We start from the raw sequence: 18,044 nt of genomic DNA on the forward strand, positions 1-18,044 counted from the left end.
GCCCCACAACGCAGTGATTGCTCCAACCGAGTGCGTCACCAGCGTGTTACCGCGCACCCTTCGAGTGCGCCCACACCGGTGCAAAAAACCCTGCGCTGGACTAGCCTTGGCAGATTCCCGCCCCACAAGGACCGCAGTGATGAAGCTCAGCCTTATTCTGGTTCTGCTCAGCTTTCTGGCCGCCGGCAGCGTTTCAGCCGCCAGCGACCGCCACGAATGCACGCAAGAACTGCAAAAACTCAAGGAAGCCTTCGACACCAACTACACCAGCCAGAATCACCACGGCTATCGCAAGGCAAAGGCCTCTCGGGACAATGAGGAATACCGCAAATGTGCGAGCCAGGCCCGCAAGGAACGCGAGCGACTGGAGCGCGACCGCGACGTGTGAGACGCAGGTACCTGTCAAGGTTGACAGTAGACGCGGCAAATCCCTCGGCTTAGCGTTGGTCCGAAAACCATCCGCCGACAGGGACATCATCATGGGAATCGCTAAAGGCGTCATTCGCAGCAATGAGGACTATCAATCGGTACTGGCCGCGAACCGAACGGTGTTCCTGCTGTTTGTCTCAGAGACTTGCCCGGCGTGCTCGAGCGCCGTGCAGCTTTTTGAGCCCATCGCCAAAGCGTATGAGCGCAGGGTGAAGAGCCTGGTGCTTGATACGGCAACCACCCCGCGGCTTGAGCAGGTGACGGGCACCCCGACCCTGGTCACTCATGTGGATGGCAAACTCAAGGAAGTCGTCAAGGGGTTTGGCCCCTGGGAAACCCAGGAGCAAACCATCGAAGCGATATTCAGCCGCTATGCCCAACCAGGGGTATCAGGCGAACCTGCGTAACCCGGCGCTCCTCCACCGCCGCCACCGTCAAGCGCCAGCCTGCATGCTCCAGGCTGTCCCCCACCGCAGGCAAGCGGTCGAGCAGGCTCATCATCAGGCCGGCCAGGGTCTGATAATCCTCGGTCGCCACGGCATTGAAGCCGGTGCGCTGACGCACCAGGCTCAGGGTCAACGCGCCATTGGCCCGAAAGCTATCACCTTCCTCGACGATGTCCGGCCCTTCGATTTCGCTGGCATCGGGCAATTCGCCGGCAATGGACTCCAGAATGTCGGTCATGCTCAACACCCCCATGAAATCGCCGAATTCGTTGATCACGAAGGCAATGTGGGTCGATTCCTGACGCATCTGCTCCAGGGCGTTGAGGATCGAAAAACTCTCCAGCAAGTTGATCGCACGGCGTGCCAGGTGCTCAAGGTCAGGTTGGTTGCCGGCCAGGTATTCCTTGAGCAACTCCTTCTTGTGCACAAAGCCCAGCGGTTCATCCACAGCACCGTGGCGGATCAACGGCAAGCGCGAGTAGGACGAATGCATCAATTTCAGGCGAGTCGTGTCGGGATCGTCCGCCAGGTCTATACAGTCGACCTTGGCCCGAGGCGTCATCAACGTGCGGATCGGCCGCTCGGCCAGTTGCAGCACACCGCTGATCATCACGCGCTCGCGTCGGTCAAACAACGGACCTTGGGTAGCGTCCGACTCCCCCAACAAATCAGCCACATCGTCATCCATGCCTTCTACGGCCAGGCTGCGGCCACCCAACAAGCGCATGACCGCATGGGCGGTACGCTGACGAACCGGCAGCGTGCCTTGCGCCGACTTCTTGCGACGGGCACGGGCAATCTGGTTGAACAGTTCGATCAGGATCGAGAAACCGATCGCCGCATACAGGTAACCTTTCGGAATATGGAAGCCCAAACCCTCGGCCGTCAGGGCAAACCCAATCATCATCAAGAAGCCCAGGCACAACATGATCACGGTGGGGTGCGTGTTGACGAAGCGGGTCAGCGGTTTGCTCGCCACAATCATCAGCCCGATGGAGACGATCACCGCGATCATCATCACGGCCAATTCGTCAACCATGCCCACGGCGGTAATCACCGCGTCGAGGGAGAACACCGCGTCGAGCACCACAATCTGCGCCACGATCGGCCAGAACATCGCATAGGCGGCATTGCCCGTGCGCTGGGCCACATGGCCTTCCAGGCGTTCGTGCAATTCCATGGTGGCCTTGAACAACAGGAACACGCCTCCCAACAGCATGATCAGGTCACGGCCCGAGAAGCTCTTGCCGAACACCTCGAACAGCGGCTGGGTGAGGGTCACCAACCAGGAAATACTCGCCAGCAAGCCCAAGCGCATCAGCAACGCCAGGGACAGGCCGATCAATCGTGCACGGTCGCGTTGCTCCGGCGGCAGCTTGTCGGCCAGGATCGCGATAAACACCAGGTTGTCGATACCCAGCACCAGTTCCAGCACAATCAACGTCAACAGGCCGAGCCAGGCCGTGGGGTCCGCTAACCATTCCATTTACAGAGTCTCTTGAGCATGTTCAGAAGGCCGGGCACGGCAATACGCGGTCGATGGACCGGGCAAGGTCAAGAGGCGGAATACGGGGTGCTTCAGCGGGAACAGCGGCAGCGGTTGTCTTGGGGAAAGACGACTGGGGGGCTCCGAGAGGGTGTTCATGCAAGTCCTGAAATAACAAAAGGACTTGAATCGTACATTCGGAGCGCAAAATTCCTACAACGCAAAACTATTACAAGATCTGTAATGGCGGCTCAGCGACAACCATGACGACGCTTCGCAGCCCTGTAACGCAATCACCACCCACCCAATGAGGGAGCAGGCTTGCTCCCTCAACGTACCGTCTGCAGGCTCAGAACACGTTACCAGAACCGCTGCTGGGTCAACCGGTTCCACCAGGTCAGCAGCACTCGGTCTACCGAGCCGCTGGCCGCCAGGCCCACACGTTCCTGCAGGCTTTTACGCTCGGCATAGTGCAAATGGAACACCTCGGCGGTCTTGGCCTTGGTAGCCAGGTATTCGTCGCTGGTCTGCAGCTCGTCGACCAGTTGCTTGTCGAGGGCTGCGACACCCAACCACACTTCTCCGGTCGCCACTTCATCAATCGCCAGCTGTGGGCGGTAACGCGAGACGAAGTTCTTGAACAACTGATGGGTGATGTCCAGGTCTTCCTGGAACTTCTCTCGACCCTTTTCGGTGTTTTCGCCAAACACCGTCAAGGTGCGCTTGTACTCGCCGGCCGTCAGCACTTCAAAGTCGATATCGTGCTTCTTGAGCAGGCGGTTGACGTTGGGTAATTGCGCCACCACCCCGATGGAGCCCAGGATGGCGAAGGGTGCACTGATGATCTTCTCGCCGATGCACGCCATCATGTAGCCGCCGCTGGCCGCAACCTTGTCGATACACACGGTCAACGGCACGCCCGCCTGACGAATACGCGCCAATTGCGACGATGCCAGACCATAGCTGTGCACCATGCCGCCACCGCTTTCCAGGCGCAGCACCACTTCGTCCTTGGGCGTGGCCAGGCTCAGCAGCGCAGTGATTTCATTGCGCAGGCTCTCGGTGGCCGAGGCTTTGATATCGCCGTCGAAATCCAGCACAAACACCCGCGGCTTGGCCTCGGGCTTCTTCTTGCTGGTTTTCTTTTCGGTTTTGCTTTCGGATTTGCGCAGGGCCTTGAGCTGGTCTTTGTCGAGCACGCTCGACTCCAGGCGCTCACGCAAGCCCTTGTAGAACTCGTTGAGCTTGCTGACCTGTAAGTGGCCGGCGGACTTGCGACGGCCTTTGCTGCGCAGGGCCGCAAAACTGATCAGTACCACCAGAATAGCGACCACCAGGGTGACGGTCTTTGCCAGGAAACTCGCGTATTCAGCCAGAAAATCCATGTCGCTCCTTCAAGGACAATTATCAAGGACGATTAATTGAATGTGCGCCAAGCGCAGATGCCCTCAGCATACCGACGGCACCGCCTTCGGGCCAGTGCTCAAACCGCCAGCAATGGCCCTCTAACGCACTTTTAAAACAAGCGTATGTTTTTTCATTGACAGCTCGCAGGCATCCTCATAACCTCGCCAGACTTTCAACGTACCGGGAAAACGGACGTGGGCAGCATCTACCTGATTCGACATGGCCAAGCCTCCTTCGGTGCAGACGACTACGACGTCCTGTCGCCCGTCGGGGTGGAACAAGCTCAAGTGCTCGGTCGTCACCTGGCCGACCTGGGCCTGACATTCGACCGCTGCATCGCCGGCGACCTGCGTCGCCAGCAGCACACCGCCCGCGCCACCTTCGAACAGTACGACGCCCTCGGCCTGCCGGTGCCGGCGCTTGAAATCGACAGCGCCTTCAACGAGTTCGACGCCGACGCAATCATCCGCGCCCTGCTTCCCGATCTTCTCGACGCCGAACCCCACGCCCTCGACATCCTGCGCAATGCCGCGCAGAACCGCGGCGAATTCCAGCGCATCTTCGCGTTGATCATCGAACGTTGGCTGGCCGGCACCTACGACCCACCGGGGCTGGAAAGCTGGCTGGGATTTGTCGAGCGCGTCCAGGGTGGGCTGCAGCGCATCCTTGAAGCAGCCGACAACACTCACAAGATCGCCGTGTTTACCTCCGGCGGCACCATCACCGCCCTGCTCCACCTGATTACCCGAATGCCTGCCGCCCAGGCCTTCGAATTGAACTGGCAAATTGTTAACACCTCGCTCAACCAGCTGAAATTCCGCGGTCGCGAGGTGGCACTGGCTTCCTTCAACAGTCATACCCACTTGCAATTGTTGAAGGCGCCGCAGCTCATCACTTTCCGATGAACTGCGGCCAACCGTGACCCCAAGGTCACTGGACTCACCCTAAAGGATCGAAACCATGACTGACGTAGCTAAAGCCGTAGAAGCAATGAAGGCCAAATTCAACCCAGCTGCCGCCGACGGCCTGGACCTGGTGTTCGGTTTCCGTATCGATGACACCCAGAACTTCTCGCTGGTGGTTAAAAACAACACCTGCGAACTGCTGGAAGGCGAAAACCCAGACGCCCAAGTGACCCTGGTCATGGACGGCGACACCATGAAAGGCATCGTCAGCGGCGAGACCGACGGCATGCAGGCATTCATGGGCGGCAAACTGCGCACTGAAGGCGACATGATGCTGGCCATGAAGCTGAGCGAACTGTTCCCTTCCTGAGTGCACTGAAGCGCTATTGTGGGAGGCCCCCCTCCCACATTCAGCCGGTGTTCGGCTGCAGCAGCAACGCCACCAACGCACTCCATCCCGTCTGATGGGATGCGCCCAACCCCCGCCCCGTTTCTCCATGAAAATACTCATGGAACAACACCAGATCCCGGCTGGCCGGATCTGCCTCCAGCTGCGCATACCCCGCCATCGACGGCCGCAGGCCATTTTCATCCCTCAGGAACAGACGGGTCAGGCGCTGACTCAGGCTGTCGGCTACTTCATCCAGGGATGACAGGTAACCACTTCCCGTCGGGTACTCCACCGAGAAGTTATCCGCGTAGTAGCGATGAAACTCGCGCAGCGACTCAATCAGCATGTAGTTCACCGGCATCCACAACGGCCCGCGCCAATTGGAGTTGCCGCCGTAAAGGCGTGAATCGGATTCGCCAGGCTGGTAGCGCGCGCAAAGGGTGTCGCCATTCATCTTCAGCGCCAGCGGCTGTTCGGCAAATGCCTTGGACAGAGAACGCACGCCAAACGCCGAGAGGAACTCATCGTCATCGAGCATGCGTCGCAACAGATCCTTGGTGCGTTCCCCACGCAACAACGCCAGCAACAAGCGGTTGCCCTGCCCCGGTTCATTCCAGCGTGACACCAGCCTGGCCAGGTCCGGCCGATGCTTCATGAACCCCAGCAAGCGCTCGCGCAAACCTTGCAAGCCTTCATGCTCACGCTGCTCCAGCACCAGCACCGCAAACAGCGGCATCAAGCCGACGATGGAGCGCAGGCGCACCGGTTCGTTCTGGCCGTCGGGGCGGTGCAGCACGTCGTAGAAAAACTGGTCCTGCTCATCCCACAAGCCTTCGGCGCTGTCGTCGACGCGGTTGATCGCGCCGGCGATATACAGGAAGTGCTCGAAAAACTTCACGGCGATGTCCACGTACACCGCATTGCGCTTGGCCAACTCCAGACCGATGCGCATCAGGTCCAAGGCATAGGCGGCCACCCAGGCCGTACCGTCGGCCTGGTCCAATTGGTAACCCGGCGGCAGTGCAGCGGAGCGGTCGAACAAGGCGATGTTGTCCAGGCCGAGGAATCCCCCCTGGAACAGGTTGCGCCCCTCGGCGTCCTTGCGGTTGACCCACCAGGAAAAATTCAACAGGAGCTTGTGGAAAATCCGCTCGAGAAAGTCCATGTCGCCCACGCCGGTCAACGCTTTTTCCTGCTGATAGACCCGCCAACTGGCCCATGCGTGCACCGGCGGGTTGGCGTCGTCGAAGCGCCACTCATAGGCAGGCAATTGGCCGTTGGGGTGCATGAAGCGGTCTTTCACCAACAGCAGCAGCTGTTGCTTGGCGTACCCAGGGTCGATCAGCGCGATCGCCACCGCCTGGAAGCCTTGGTCCCAGGAGGCGTACCACGGGTATTCCCAGGTGTCGGGCATGGACAGGATGTCGAAGTTGGACAGGTGCCGCCAATGGGTATTGCGGATATGCAGGCGCTCGGGCGGCGGCGCGGGTTGGGCCGGGTCACCGTCGAGCCATTGGTTCACGTCGAAATAGTAGAGCTGTTTGGACCACAGCAGACCGGCCAGGGCCTGGCGTTGCACATTACGCGCATCCTCATCGGCGATGCCGCGCTGCAAGGCCCCATAGAAGTCATCAGCCTCCTGACGACGCTGTTCGAAGAGCTTGCGCGCATTGACCTCGGGCGCGTCGGTGGGGGCAAAACGCAGGTACAGGACCTTGCTTTCCAGACCCGCTAACTCAAGGACAAATCGCGCCGCGACTTTGGTCCCGCTGTCACGGCGAATCGCCGATTGCAGCGCACCCACCACGTAATCGTTGATGCCATCCTTGAACGGCCCCGAGGCCGCCAGCCCATCCAGCTTGGGGTAGTTGGTCTCGTTTTCGCAGAACAGCCATTCCACGCCCTCCTGGCCCCAGGCGCTGAGGTGGCGATCGGGCAGTTCGCGGTGACAAGCCAGCACCTGCTCACCGGTCAGGGTCAATCGTGGCTTGGGTGCATCCTCGGTCCAGCTCCAGTCATTGCGCGCCCAGAGCTGGGGCAACACCTGCAAGCGCGTCGGCTGGTCCGAACGGTTGTGTACCGTGACGCGCATGAAGATATCGTCGGGTTGGTGCTTGGCGTATTCGACACTGACGTCACAGTAGCGGTTGTCTTCGAACACGCCGGTATCGAGCACTTCGTACTCGGCATCCTCCAAACCGCGCCGGGCGTTTTCGCTGATCAGATCGTCGTAAGGAAAGGCCCCGTGGGGGTATTTGTAGAGCATGCGCATATAGGCATGGCTCGGCACGCCGTCGACGAAAAAGTACAGTTCCTTGACGTCTTCACCGTGGTTGCCCTCGGCATTGTTCAGGCCGAACAGGCGCTCCTTGATGATCGCGTCCCGCTCGTTCCACAGGGCCAGGCCCAGGCACCAGCGTTGCGCCTTGTCGCTGAACCCGGCCAGGCCGTCTTCGCCCCAGCGATAGGCACGACTGCGGGCATGCTCGTGGGGAAAGTAGGCCCAGGCATCACCGTCGGCGCTGTAGTCTTCACGCACAGTGCCCCATTGGCGCTCACTGAGATAAGGGCCCCATTCGCGCCAACGCTCGGCATCCGGGGTCGCCAGGCGCTGGCCTTCCAGGGTTTCAAGGATGTGGGTTGCGGGCATGGCCGTCATTGAATCCTCCATCACTGACACAGTGAGGGGCAGTGTAGAGCCCAGCCGCGCCCGGATGCACATGAAGTCTGGTTTTATGACCGCCAAAAAAAGAGGCCGCTTATCAAGCGGCCTCTGTTTTCCCAGCGCGTTCTTAGAAGATCGCGTACGTATAGTTGAAGATCAGCCGCGTCTGGTCCTGATCCGGCGTACCGGTGTTGTGCCCGTGGTAAGTACCGGTGCGCAAGGTGGTGCCAAAGCCTTTCAGCGGGCCTTCCTGTACCACGTAGTCCAGGCGCAGGTCCGTTTCGTTTTCCTTCTGGTCGGCGCCGCCGGCGACTTTGGACTTGATGCCGGTACCGTCCAGATAAGCCACGGACGCTTTCAGGCCAGGCACGAGGGCCTTGAAGTCATAGGAGTACTGACCGAAGTTGACCTGTTCGCCGGCACGGGAAAACTGGCCGACCACGGCGTCGGTGAACAGGTAGAAGTCGCTGCCGCCCGCGCCCTGTGGGTTCGGGTCGGCGATGCTGCCCTGGTTGACCCAGACAAAGCCACCATCATCGCTCACGCCAATGTGGCCGAGCATCAGGCTGCTGCCGCCCAACTGGTAGGTGAACGCGGCGCTGTAGGTTTTGTTGTCCACTTCGCCGGCGTGCCTGGCGTAGCCGCCATTGTTGTTGAACGCGTAGCCGGCCTCACCGTTCTTGCCGTCGCTGCTGCTGTCGAAATAGCGCAGGTCAGTCTTGAACGATTGATCGTTGCCAATGGGCAGCACGTGGACCAGACCGAAATAGTTCTGTTTGTAGAAGTTTTCCAAGTTGGCGTAGTAGTACTGCAACGTCAGGTTTTTAGCGATGGCGTTGTCGGAGGAGCCAAACGGCTTGTAGTCAAACCCGCCGAATTTGAAGCTGTCACTGTCACGCGTGCCACCGGCCACGCTCAGGCCGGTGGAGTTGCTCGACGCCCGCCCCTCGGCCTTGTTCAACTCACCGGCGGTGATGCTCACGTTCGGGATATCGTTGGAGGTGAGGATGCCGCCGTCAAAGGTCTGCGGCGCCACGCGACTGTCGTTGGAGACCAGGATAGGCAACACCGGCGCCAAGCCGCCACCCACATGCAACTCGGTCTGGGAAATGCGGAACTTCACATTGCCCGCGGCACGACTGAAGGCGTCGGCCGGTTCGGTACCGTTGTTCTTGGTTGGGAAAAAGCTGTTGCCGTTACCCGCCAGGCCTGGGCCCGCGGCGTGGCCATCGCCACCGTCCAGGCGCAACGCGCCGAAGGCCATCACGTCGAAACCGACGCCGAGGGTGCCTTGCGTGTAGCCGGATTTGTAGTCAAAACGCAGTAATGTCGCGGCTTCGCGCAGATCGTTGCTGGTCCCCGAGCGGTTATCGGCGCTGTAGTACATGGTCCGCGAACTGACGGACGCATGGCTGTCTTCAAGGAAGCCACTGTGCCCGTTGCCTGTACCCAGAGAGCCAAGACCAAAATCATCGGCGCTCGCTTGCTGTGCCAGCAACGCGGCGGTGATGGATAACGCCAGTGTAGAAATTTTCATGAATGATGGCCCCTAAATCTATTTTTAATTATCCGGCGTGCAGAACAGCTTTCATCCCTACAAACGTGACGATTGTTTCATGAGGCCACGAGCGCACCTCGTGAAGAATTTGTTAGAAAAGTCGGCGGAAAATGAAATTTCGCTGATGCCATTTTTGTAATATTTACGTCACGTCATTCATTCGCAGAATGAAGTCCTGAAGATTCTTCGTTTGCGCGCCAGCACCCAGCCCAACAAAATCCAGGCAAAGGCCACGCCCCTCTCCATCGTGTTCAGGAATTTTTTTATGCCCAGCGCCGTGCATGTCAGCCCAGACGAGATCCGCAAGGGTTTTTCCAAAGCCATGTCGGACATGTACCGAGATGAAGTTCCGCTGTACGGCGCCTTGATGGCGCTGGTGGCCGAGACCAACAGCCGGGTGTTGAACAACGATTCGGACCTGGCCCGGCAGTTACGCCGCACCGCAGAAATTGACCGCCTGGACATGGAACGCCACGGTGCTATTCGCCTGGGCACTGCCGAAGAATTGGCAACCATCAGCCGCCTGTTTGCAGTGATGGGCATGCAACCCGTGGGGTATTACGACCTGACGCCCGCCGGTGTGCCGGTGCATTCCACCGCCTTTCGCGCTGTGCATGAACGCTCGCTGCAAACCAGCCCGTTCCGCGTCTTTACCTCGCTGCTACGCCTGGAACTGATTGAAGACCTCGACCTGCGCGCCTTCGCTGAAAGCGCCCTGGCCAAACGCTCGATCTTCACCCCAGGCGCCCTGGCGCTGATTGAACAATCTGAACAGGACGGTGGGCTCAACGCTCAGGACGCCGATGAATTTATCCGCCAGGCCCTGGAAACCTTCCGCTGGCACCACACCGCCACGGTCACCGCTGCGCAATACCAGCAATTGAGCGACCAGCACCGGCTGATCGCCGATGTCGTGGCGTTCAAAGGCCCGCATATCAATCACCTGACACCGCGCACGCTGGATATCGATCAGGTGCAGGCCGCCATGCCTGGCAAAGGCATCACCCCCAAGGCCGTGATCGAAGGCCCGCCCCGCCGCCGCTGCCCGATACTGCTGCGCCAGACCAGCTTCAAGGCGCTCGACGAACCCATCGCCTTCACCGATGCCCAGGGCAGCCACAGCGCACGCTTCGGTGAAATCGAACAACGCGGTGTCGCCCTGACGCCCAAAGGCCGCGCCCTGTACGACCAGCTGCTGAATGCCGCCCGCGACGCGTTGGGCGCGTTCCCCAATGAAGGCAACGCCGCGCGTTATGTCGCGTTGATGGAGCAGCACTTCCAGGCGTTCCCCGACGACCATGAACAGATGCGTGAACAAGGCCTGGCGTATTTTCGCTACTTCGCCACCGAACAGGGCTTGGCGGCCCGCGGCCACGCCGATCAACCGCAGGCGCTGGACGCATTGATCGCAGCCGGCCATGTGGCCGTGGAACCGTTGGTATATGAAGATTTTCTACCGGTGAGTGCGGCAGGGATTTTCCAGTCGAATCTGGGGGACGCAGCGCAAAGTCACTACGCTGCGAATTCCAACCGGGCGCAGTTCGAACAGGCGCTGGGGCGTGAGACGATTGATGAATTGAAGCTCTATGAAGCGACGCAGCAGCGTTCCATCGACGAATGCCTGAAAACACTACTGGATTGAAAGGGGGGTGCCCGCCCGGCTCAGCTGCGCATTCCATGCGCTGCAAGAATCCCCAGAGCCGGGAGGACGGGGGGCATCATAGGCAGTAAAACGCCGTCTGTCCCTGAGACAATTCTGAATAAATATTGCCGTCGTTCCTACGCCAGCCGTTGCGCAATTTCGTCTTTGATCAACAACCGCTTCTTCTTCAGCACCTCCACCTGCTCATCGCTGGCACTGGCCGATTCCGCTTTCAGCACCGCCTCGTCGGCAACGTCATATTGGCTGAACAGCACGTCCAGGCGCTTATCGCTCGCCCTACGTTGGTGAACCTCTTCCTTGCTTTTACCCAAGTCCTGAATCAAGTCGTGTTTCACTGGCATGGCGTACCTCTGCACGTTGATCAATGGCCTACGCTCTTGAAACTAGCCCATTGCGCAGGGTCTTGTCATGCTCGAGATCAATATGGCCCCGTTCGTCGCAAGACGGGCAATGCAATCAAACCTTTGCCAAGCCCTGCCCTCCACTTTAGATCGCTACCCGAGGGAGACCGGTTCATGAATCACGCTGCCACCACTGTCGACACCCAGTGCATCAACACGATTCGCACCCTGGCCATGGACGCTGTACAGAAGGCCAATTCCGGCCACCCCGGCACGCCGATGGGCCTGGCCCCGGTGGGCTATACCTTGTGGAGTCGCTTCCTGCGTTATCACCCGGAGCAACCCGACTGGCCCAACCGTGACCGGTTTGTGTTGTCGGTGGGGCATGCGTCGATGTTGCTGTATTCGCTGCTGCACCTGGCCGGTGTGGTCGAGATCGATGCCCACGGCCAACGCTCCGGGGCGCCGGCGATCAGCCTGGACGATATCAAGCAGTTCCGGCAGATGAGCTCCAAGACCCCAGGGCACCCCGAATACCGCATGACCACCGGTGTGGAAACCACCACCGGCCCGCTCGGCCAGGGCTGCGCCAACAGCGTGGGCATGGCCATGGCCGAACGCTGGCTGGCCAAGCGTTTCAATCGTGACGGCCAGGTGCTGTTCGATTACAACGTCTACACCCTGTGTGGTGACGGCGACATGATGGAGGGCATCAGCGGCGAAGCGGCGTCGCTGGCCGGACACTTGAAGCTGGATAACCTGTGCTGGATCTACGACAACAACACCATCAGCATCGAGGGCCACACTGAGCTGGCGTTCAGCGAGGATGTGATCAAGCGCTTCCAGGCGTATGGGTGGCACACCCTGCACGTCACCGATGCCAATGATCTGCAGGCACTGAGTACGGCGTTGGCGACCTTCCAGGCCAACACCGGCGCGCCGACCCTGATCGTGGTCGACAGCGTGATCGGCTATGGCTCGCCCCACAAACACAACACGGCCGCCGCCCATGGCGAACCATTGGGTGAAGAAGAAATCCGCCTGACCAAGGCCGCCTATGGCTGGCCGCAGGACTCCAGCTTCCTGGTGCCCGATGAAGCGCGTACGGCGTTGCGCGACGCGCTGCTCGAACGCGCCGAACCTTTGTTCAGCCAATGGAACCAGACCCTGTCCCAGCTTGACCCGCAGTTGGCCGACGAACTCAAACGCATGCGCGCCGGGGAAATGCCCGCACAGTGGCAGGCCGACCTGCCGGACTTCGCGGCGGATGCCAAGGGCGTCGCCAGCCGGGCGTCGGGCGGCGAGGTGCTGAACGCTTTTGCCCAACACATCCCTTGGCTGCTCGGCGGTTCGGCGGATTTGTCGCCCTCGACCAAGACCAACCTCACCTTTGACGGCGCCGGGCGTTTCAGCGCCGCCGACTACAGCGGGCGCAACCTGCATTTTGGTATTCGTGAACACGCCATGGGCGCCATCGCCAACGGCATGGCGCTCTCGTACCTGCGGCCCTACACCTCGACGTTCCTGGTGTTCAGCGATTACATGAAACCGCCGATCCGTCTGGCGGCGATCATGGAGTTGCCGGTGGTGTTCGTGTTTACCCACGACTCGATCGGCGTGGGCGAAGACGGGCCGACGCACCAGCCCATCGAGCACCTCACGCAATTGCGGGCCACGCCGGGCTTGCTGACCCTGCGCCCCGGCGACGCCAATGAAACCCTGGAACTGTGGAAGGTTGCCCTGGCGCAAACCCACAGGCCCAGCTGCGTGGTGCTGTCGCGCCAGGCCCTGCCGACCCTGGACCGTACGCAGTATGCAAGCGCCTCGGGCGCGGCCAAGGGCGCTTATGTGCTGGCGGGCGCAGACCATCCCGAAGTCCTGCTATTGGCGACCGGCAGTGAAGTCAGCCTTGCGGTGGCGGCCTATGAGCAGTTGAAAAGCGAAGGCATTGCCGCGCAGGTGGTTTCAATGCCCAGCTGGGAACTGTTTGAAGAACAGGACCAACGCTATCGCGACTCTGTGTTGCCACCCGCGGTGAAGGCTCGGGTAGCGATGGAACAGGCAGGCCCCCTGGGTTGGGACCGCTATGTCGGGCAGACCGGGGCCAAAGTGGTGATGAACAGCTTCGGGGCTTCGGCGCCGTTGGCCAAGTTGCAGGAGAAGTTCGGGTTTACGGTGGAGAATGTGGTGAAACTGGCCAAGCAGCAGATCCAACTGGCGCAACGCTGAAATTGGGCGGGACACCGCCTGATGCCAGTCAGTTAAGAAGAAGAAAGGCTAAAAAGTAACCTGTGGCGAGGGAGCTTGCTCCCGTTGGACTGCGCAGCAGTCCCATTCTTTGTAAACAAAGAGCGGGGCCGCTTCGCGGCCCAACGGGAGCAAGCTCCCTCGCCACACATACAGCGTTCACCCCTAACTGACTGGCATTAGGGACACCGCTCCTACAGACGGCGACGTCAGGCGAGTTCCCGTGCCAGGAAAGGTGCGGTACGGCTGGTCTTGCTCCTGGCGACTTTCTGCGGCGTACCGCAAGCCACCACACGCCCACCTTGATCCCCCGCCCCTGGTCCGATATCGATCACCCAATCACTCTGGGCCACCACGCGCATTTCATGTTCCACCACAACTACTGTGTGCCCTGCATCCACCAACTGATTCAGTTGGCTGAGCAACCGGTCGACATCCCGCGGATGCAGCCCGGTGGTCGGCTCATCCAGCACATACAAGGTGGCGCCCCGGGCATTGCGTTGCAACTCGGTCGCCAGTTTGATGCGTTGCGCTTCGCCGCCCGATAACTCCGTCGCCGGCTGGCCCAGGCGCAAATAGCCCAGGCCGATATCCCGCAGCACCTGCAAGGAACGCAACACCCCTGGCTGCTCGGCAAACACGTCCACCGCCTGCTCCACCGTCAGCCCCAGCACCTGGGCGATGTTCAAGCCCTGCCACTGAATCGCCAGGGTCTCCGGGTTGTAGCGTGCGCCATGGCACGTCGGGCACGGCGCGTATACGCTGGGCATGAACAACAACTCGACGCTGACAAAGCCTTCGCCTTCGCAGTTCGGGCAGCGGCCCTTGGCGACGTTGAAGGAAAACTGTCCGGCATCGTAATGACGCTTCTTCGCGGCCGGCGTGGCAGCGAAGAGTTTGCGCACGTTGTCGAACAGCCCGGTGTAGGTCGCCAGGTTGGAACGCGGGGTGCGACCGATAGGTTTCTGATCCACCTGCACCAGGCGGCGAATGTGTTCCAGCCCGCCGGCAATGCGGCCGCCGCTCGCTTGCGGTGTGTCATCTTCCAGGCTCGGTTCTTCGTCGTTTTCCACCACGCGGCCCAGGCCCATGCCCACCAGTTCCAGCAGCGCCTGGCTGACCAGGCTGGATTTACCCGAGCCGGAAATACCGGTCACCGCCGTGAAGCAGCCCAGGGGGAAATCCACGTCCAGCTCGTTGAGGTTGTTGCGTGTCACACCTTCGAGTTTCAGCCAGCCGCTGGGCTCACGGCGCGGCTGACTCGGCGCGCGCCGTTCGGCGAACAGATACTCACGGGTCTGCGACGCCTGCACCTCGGCCAAACCGGCAGGCGGCCCGCTGTACAGCACCTGCCCACCGTGTTCGCCGGCCGCCGGGCCTACGTCGATCAACCAGTCGGCGCGGCGCATGGTTTCCAGGTCGTGCTCCACCACGAACAACGAATTGCCCGCGGCCTTCAAGCGCTCCAATGCGGTGAACAATGCTTCGCCATCCGCCGGGTGCAAGCCGGCCGAAGGCTCATCCAGCACATAGATCACACCGAACAACTGCGAACCCAATTGAGTCGCCAGGCGCAGGCGCTGCAACTCACCGGACGACAGGGTCGGTGTGCTGCGCTCCAGGGACAGATAGCCCAGGCCCAATTCGATCAAGGTGCTGACCCGCTCCAGCAGATCCTCGGCGATGCGCTGGGCAGCCAGGCGCTTTTCCACCGACAGTTTCATCTTGTCCTGCCCCGCCGCTACCGGGCGCAACAGCTCGGCCAACCGGGACAACGACAACTGCGACAACTCACCGATATCCACCCCGGCAAACTTCACCGACAGCGCCGCCTGGTTCAGCCGTTTGCCATCGCACGATGGGCAGGCGCTGCCCTGCATGAACTGCGAGACGCGCTTTTTCATCAGCGCGCTTTGGGTGTGGGTGAAGGTATGCAGAATGTAGCGCCGCGCACCACTGAAGGTGCCCTGATAGCTCGGCTCCAGCTTGCGCTTGAGGGCATCGCGGGTCTGTTCGGGGGTGAAGCCGGCGTACACCGGTACGGTCGGGGTTTCCTCGGTGAACAAAATCCAGTCGCGCTGTTTTTTCGGCAGGTCACGCCAGGGAATATCGACGTCGTAGCCCAGCGTCACCAGGATGTCGCGCAGGTTCTGGCCCTGCCACGCCAGCGGCCAGGACGCTACCGCACGCTGGCGGATGGTCAGCGAGGGATCGGGCACCATCAGCGCCTCGGTCACCTCATACACGCGGCCCAGGCCGTGGCATTGCGGGCAGGCACCCTGGGGCAGGTTCGGCGAAAAGTCTTCGGCGTACAGCATTGCCTGCCCGGGCGGGTAGCTGCCGGCGCGGGAGTACAACATGCGGATCAGGCTCGACAGCGTGGTCACGCTGCCCACCGATGAACGCGCACTCGGCGTGCCACGTTGCTGTTGCAGGGCCACGGCCGGGGGCAGGCCCTCGATGCTGTCCACATCCGGTACGCCGACCTGATCAATCAGGCGCCGTGCATACGGTGCCACTGACTCGAAGTAGCGGCGCTGAGCCTCGGCATACACCGTGGAAAATGCCAGGGACGACTTGCCGGAGCCGGATACGCCCGTGAACACCACCAGGGCGTCCCGGGGAATGTCCACATCGACATTGCGCAGGTTATGTTCGCGAGCGCCACGCACCCGGACGAAGCCAACCTGTTCGGCAAAAAGCCTGGGAGTCTTGTGCTGTGACGTCATGGACAACCTTGTCGGGTGGTGAGCACCGTGCGCACCCGTTGCGTCAGGGCATCGGGGCTGTAGGGTTTGCTCAGCAGGTGAATGTCGGGGCTCAGCAAATGATTGCTGGAGAGGATGTCGCGGGTGTGGCCGGAGGTGAACAGCACCGGCACCGGAGGCTGCTGCGCCTTGGCCCAGTCGGCCAGGTCGGTACTTTTGACCCGACCGGGCATCACCACGTCAGTGAAAATCAGGTCCGGCTGCACACCGCTCTGCAATGCCTGCATCGCCCGGTCACCGTCTTCGGCCGTCAGCACGGTGTAGCCCGATTGCTCGAGCAATTCGACGACCGTCAGGCGCACGCCTTCATTGTCTTCCACCACCAGGATGGTCTCCTGCCCGCCGTCGTGCAGCACCAGCTCATCGTGTGTATCCAGGCTTTCCGGCTCAAGGCTATGGGGAAAATACATCTGCACCACCGAGCCCTTGCCCTCCTCGCTCCACATCTCCACATGGCCACCGCTTTGACGCACGAAGCCGAACACCATGCTCAATCCCAGCCCAGTGCCCTGGCCTTCGCGCTTGGTGGTGAAAAACGGTTCGAAGACGCGCTTGAGCACTTCCGGGGGCATGCCCACGCCGGTGTCGCTGACCGCCAGGCGCACATACTCGCCGGGCTTGATGCTTTTGCCGGCGCAGTCGGCGGGGTTGAGGATGATGTTCTCGCCGGTGATGCGGATCACACCCTCGCCTTGCATGGCATCCCGGGCATTGATTGCCAGGTTGAGCAGCGCATTTTCCAGCTGGTTGCGGTCGACGTTGATGAACCAGGCATCCCGGGGCATCTGCACATCAATATGGATGGTTTCGCCGAGCGCCCGTTGCAGCAGTTCGCCCAAGCCGGCGTAGATACGCTGTGGGTTGTACACCGCCGGCGACAACGGCTGGCGACGGGCGAAGGCCAGCAGTTGCGCCGACAGCTTGGCGCCGCGCTCTACGGCGGCAATGGCCGCATTGACGCGGCGTTGCACATGGGCATTATCCGGCTCATGCCGGGCCAGCAGGTGCAGGTTGCCGGCGATCACCTGCAGCAAGTTATTGAAGTCATGGGCCACGCCGCCGGTCAGGCCACCAATGGCTTCGAGTTTCTGCGACTGGCGCAGTTGCTCCTCGGCGGCGGAGCGTGCCTGCACTTCAGCAGCTACGCGCTGTTCCAGGTTGTGGGTGAGTTCCTGGCGCACCTGCTCGGACTTCACCAGTTCGGTGGTCTCCACCACAATCGCCAGCACGCCGGCCGGTTGCTGGTTATCGCCGGCAACCGGGCTGTAATACAGGTCCAGCCAGACCGTCTCCGGTTTACCATTGCGCAGCAACACCAGGTCCTTGTTGTTGAATGACAAGGTCCCGCCCGCCAGGCAGGTGTCCACCACATGCCGGTTGAAATCAGCGACTTCCGGCCAACCCAACTCCACGGGCGTGCCCAGCAGGTACGGATGGCGGCCACCGGCAAATACCGAATAGCTGTCGTTGTAGATCATGTACCCCGCCCGCCCCCACAGCATCACCATCGGCACCGGCGAGGCCAACATCATTTGCACGGTGCAGGCCAGGCTGGTGGACCAAGAGTCTATGGGGCCCAGGTCGGTGGTTGACCAGTCAAACAGGCGAATCCGCCGTGCCATTTCACCGGCCCAGCCATCGCAGCCATGAGGGTTGGATAAAAATTGCATGGGTTGACTCAGTACGAAAAGAGAACATCGACCAGGTTTGGAGCGCGCCAACGGCAGATCGTTTCACT

13 protein-coding genes are annotated in these 18,044 nt (G+C 61.0%); 6 read left to right on the forward strand and 7 right to left on the reverse strand.

Translation table 11 applies throughout. The features are described 5' to 3' along the window. Positions 1-139: 139 nt before the first annotated feature. Together EXW71_RS03075 and EXW71_RS03080 are read left to right on the forward strand one after the other, a co-directional pair. The gene (locus EXW71_RS03075; RefSeq protein WP_123718658.1) at positions 140-388 is read left to right on the forward strand and encodes a hypothetical protein; all 249 of its coding nucleotides are present in this window, start codon (positions 140-142) and stop codon (positions 386-388) included. A gap of 91 nt (positions 389-479) precedes the next feature. After that, positions 480-836, forward strand: a complete 357-nt coding sequence (locus EXW71_RS03080; RefSeq protein WP_134657535.1) for a co-chaperone YbbN — start codon at positions 480-482, stop codon at positions 834-836. Here EXW71_RS03080 and EXW71_RS03085 read toward each other — a convergent pair. Beyond that, complete coding sequence (locus EXW71_RS03085; RefSeq protein WP_134657536.1) at positions 793-2,361, reverse strand: TerC family protein; 1,569 nt, start codon at positions 2,359-2,361, stop codon at positions 793-795. The genes EXW71_RS03080 and EXW71_RS03085 overlap by 44 nt on opposite strands. 359 nt (positions 2,362-2,720) lie before the next feature. Further along, on the reverse strand, positions 2,721-3,746 hold the full coding sequence (gene sohB, locus EXW71_RS03090; protein WP_134657537.1) for a protease SohB: 1,026 nt from the start codon (positions 3,744-3,746) through the stop codon (positions 2,721-2,723). 216 nt (positions 3,747-3,962) lie between these two features. On the opposite strand from sohB, the gene EXW71_RS03095 reads away from it, so the two are divergent. After that, complete coding sequence (locus EXW71_RS03095; RefSeq protein ID WP_134657538.1) at positions 3,963-4,673, forward strand: histidine phosphatase family protein; 711 nt, start codon at positions 3,963-3,965, stop codon at positions 4,671-4,673. A 55-nt stretch (positions 4,674-4,728) separates the two neighbouring features. Beyond that, positions 4,729-5,043, forward strand: a complete 315-nt coding sequence (locus tag EXW71_RS03100; RefSeq protein WP_027608648.1) for an SCP2 sterol-binding domain-containing protein — start codon at positions 4,729-4,731, stop codon at positions 5,041-5,043. Positions 5,044-5,083: 40 nt separating this feature from the next. Here EXW71_RS03100 and EXW71_RS03105 read toward each other — a convergent pair whose 3' ends face one another. Together EXW71_RS03105 and EXW71_RS03110 are read right to left on the reverse strand one after the other, a co-directional pair. Beyond that, entirely contained in the window at positions 5,084-7,723 is a 2,640-nt protein-coding gene (locus EXW71_RS03105; protein ID WP_134657539.1) for a glucosidase, read from the reverse strand. A gap of 133 nt (positions 7,724-7,856) precedes the next feature. Continuing rightward, a complete protein-coding gene (locus tag EXW71_RS03110; RefSeq protein ID WP_123718663.1) occupies positions 7,857-9,266 on the reverse strand; it encodes an OprD family outer membrane porin in 1,410 nt (469 codons plus the stop codon). A gap of 286 nt (positions 9,267-9,552) precedes the next feature. On the opposite strand from EXW71_RS03110, the gene EXW71_RS03115 reads away from it, so the two are divergent. Beyond that, complete coding sequence (locus EXW71_RS03115) at positions 9,553-10,929, forward strand: VOC family protein (protein ID WP_134657540.1); 1,377 nt, start codon at positions 9,553-9,555, stop codon at positions 10,927-10,929. Positions 10,930-11,066: 137 nt separating this feature from the next. Here the strand turns inward: EXW71_RS03115 and EXW71_RS03120 are convergent, their stop codons facing one another. After that, positions 11,067-11,291 carry a YdcH family protein gene (locus tag EXW71_RS03120; protein ID WP_123718771.1) on the reverse strand — a complete coding sequence of 75 codons (225 nt, stop codon included), beginning with the start codon at positions 11,289-11,291 and terminating at the stop codon, positions 11,067-11,069. 174 nt (positions 11,292-11,465) lie between these two features. On the opposite strand from EXW71_RS03120, the gene tkt reads away from it, so the two are divergent. Beyond that, complete coding sequence (gene tkt / locus EXW71_RS03125; RefSeq protein ID WP_134657541.1) at positions 11,466-13,520, forward strand: transketolase; 2,055 nt, start codon at positions 11,466-11,468, stop codon at positions 13,518-13,520. Positions 13,521-13,747: 227 nt separating this feature from the next. On the opposite strand, the gene uvrA is transcribed toward tkt, so the two are convergent. Next, complete coding sequence (gene uvrA / locus EXW71_RS03130) at positions 13,748-16,267, reverse strand: excinuclease ABC subunit UvrA (protein WP_134657542.1); 2,520 nt, start codon at positions 16,265-16,267, stop codon at positions 13,748-13,750. After that, the gene (locus tag EXW71_RS03135) at positions 16,264-17,976 is read right to left on the reverse strand and encodes an ATP-binding protein (RefSeq protein ID WP_134657543.1); all 1,713 of its coding nucleotides are present in this window, start codon (positions 17,974-17,976) and stop codon (positions 16,264-16,266) included. The genes uvrA and EXW71_RS03135 overlap by 4 nt, the downstream gene beginning before the upstream one ends. Between the last annotated feature and the right edge of the window lie 68 nt (positions 17,977-18,044).

The sequence above is a fragment of the Pseudomonas sp. BCA17 genome, from assembly GCF_004519405.1.
Taxonomy (GTDB): domain Bacteria; phylum Pseudomonadota; class Gammaproteobacteria; order Pseudomonadales; family Pseudomonadaceae; genus Aquipseudomonas.

Bases quoted from the DNA above. Each gene is read 5' to 3' on its own strand.
- EXW71_RS03120 (WP_123718771.1), bottom strand. From the start codon at position 11,291: ATGCCAGTGAAACACGACTTGATTCAGGACTTGGGTAAAAGCAAGGAA.
- EXW71_RS03135 (WP_134657543.1), bottom strand. From the start codon at position 17,976: ATGCAATTTTTATCCAACCCTCATGGCTGCGATGGCTGGGCCGGTGAA.
- EXW71_RS03115 (WP_134657540.1), top strand. From the start codon at position 9,553: ATGCCCAGCGCCGTGCATGTCAGCCCAGACGAGATCCGCAAGGGTTTT.
- EXW71_RS03105 (WP_134657539.1), bottom strand. From the start codon at position 7,723: ATGACGGCCATGCCCGCAACCCACATCCTTGAAACCCTGGAAGGCCAG.
- sohB (WP_134657537.1), bottom strand. From the start codon at position 3,746: ATGGATTTTCTGGCTGAATACGCGAGTTTCCTGGCAAAGACCGTCACC.
- tkt (WP_134657541.1), top strand. From the start codon at position 11,466: ATGAATCACGCTGCCACCACTGTCGACACCCAGTGCATCAACACGATT.
- EXW71_RS03110 (WP_123718663.1), bottom strand. From the start codon at position 9,266: ATGAAAATTTCTACACTGGCGTTATCCATCACCGCCGCGTTGCTGGCA.
- EXW71_RS03075 (WP_123718658.1), top strand. From the start codon at position 140: ATGAAGCTCAGCCTTATTCTGGTTCTGCTCAGCTTTCTGGCCGCCGGC.
- EXW71_RS03100 (WP_027608648.1), top strand. From the start codon at position 4,729: ATGACTGACGTAGCTAAAGCCGTAGAAGCAATGAAGGCCAAATTCAAC.
- uvrA (WP_134657542.1), bottom strand. From the start codon at position 16,267: ATGACGTCACAGCACAAGACTCCCAGGCTTTTTGCCGAACAGGTTGGC.
- EXW71_RS03080 (WP_134657535.1), top strand. From the start codon at position 480: ATGGGAATCGCTAAAGGCGTCATTCGCAGCAATGAGGACTATCAATCG.
- EXW71_RS03085 (WP_134657536.1), bottom strand. From the start codon at position 2,361: ATGGAATGGTTAGCGGACCCCACGGCCTGGCTCGGCCTGTTGACGTTG.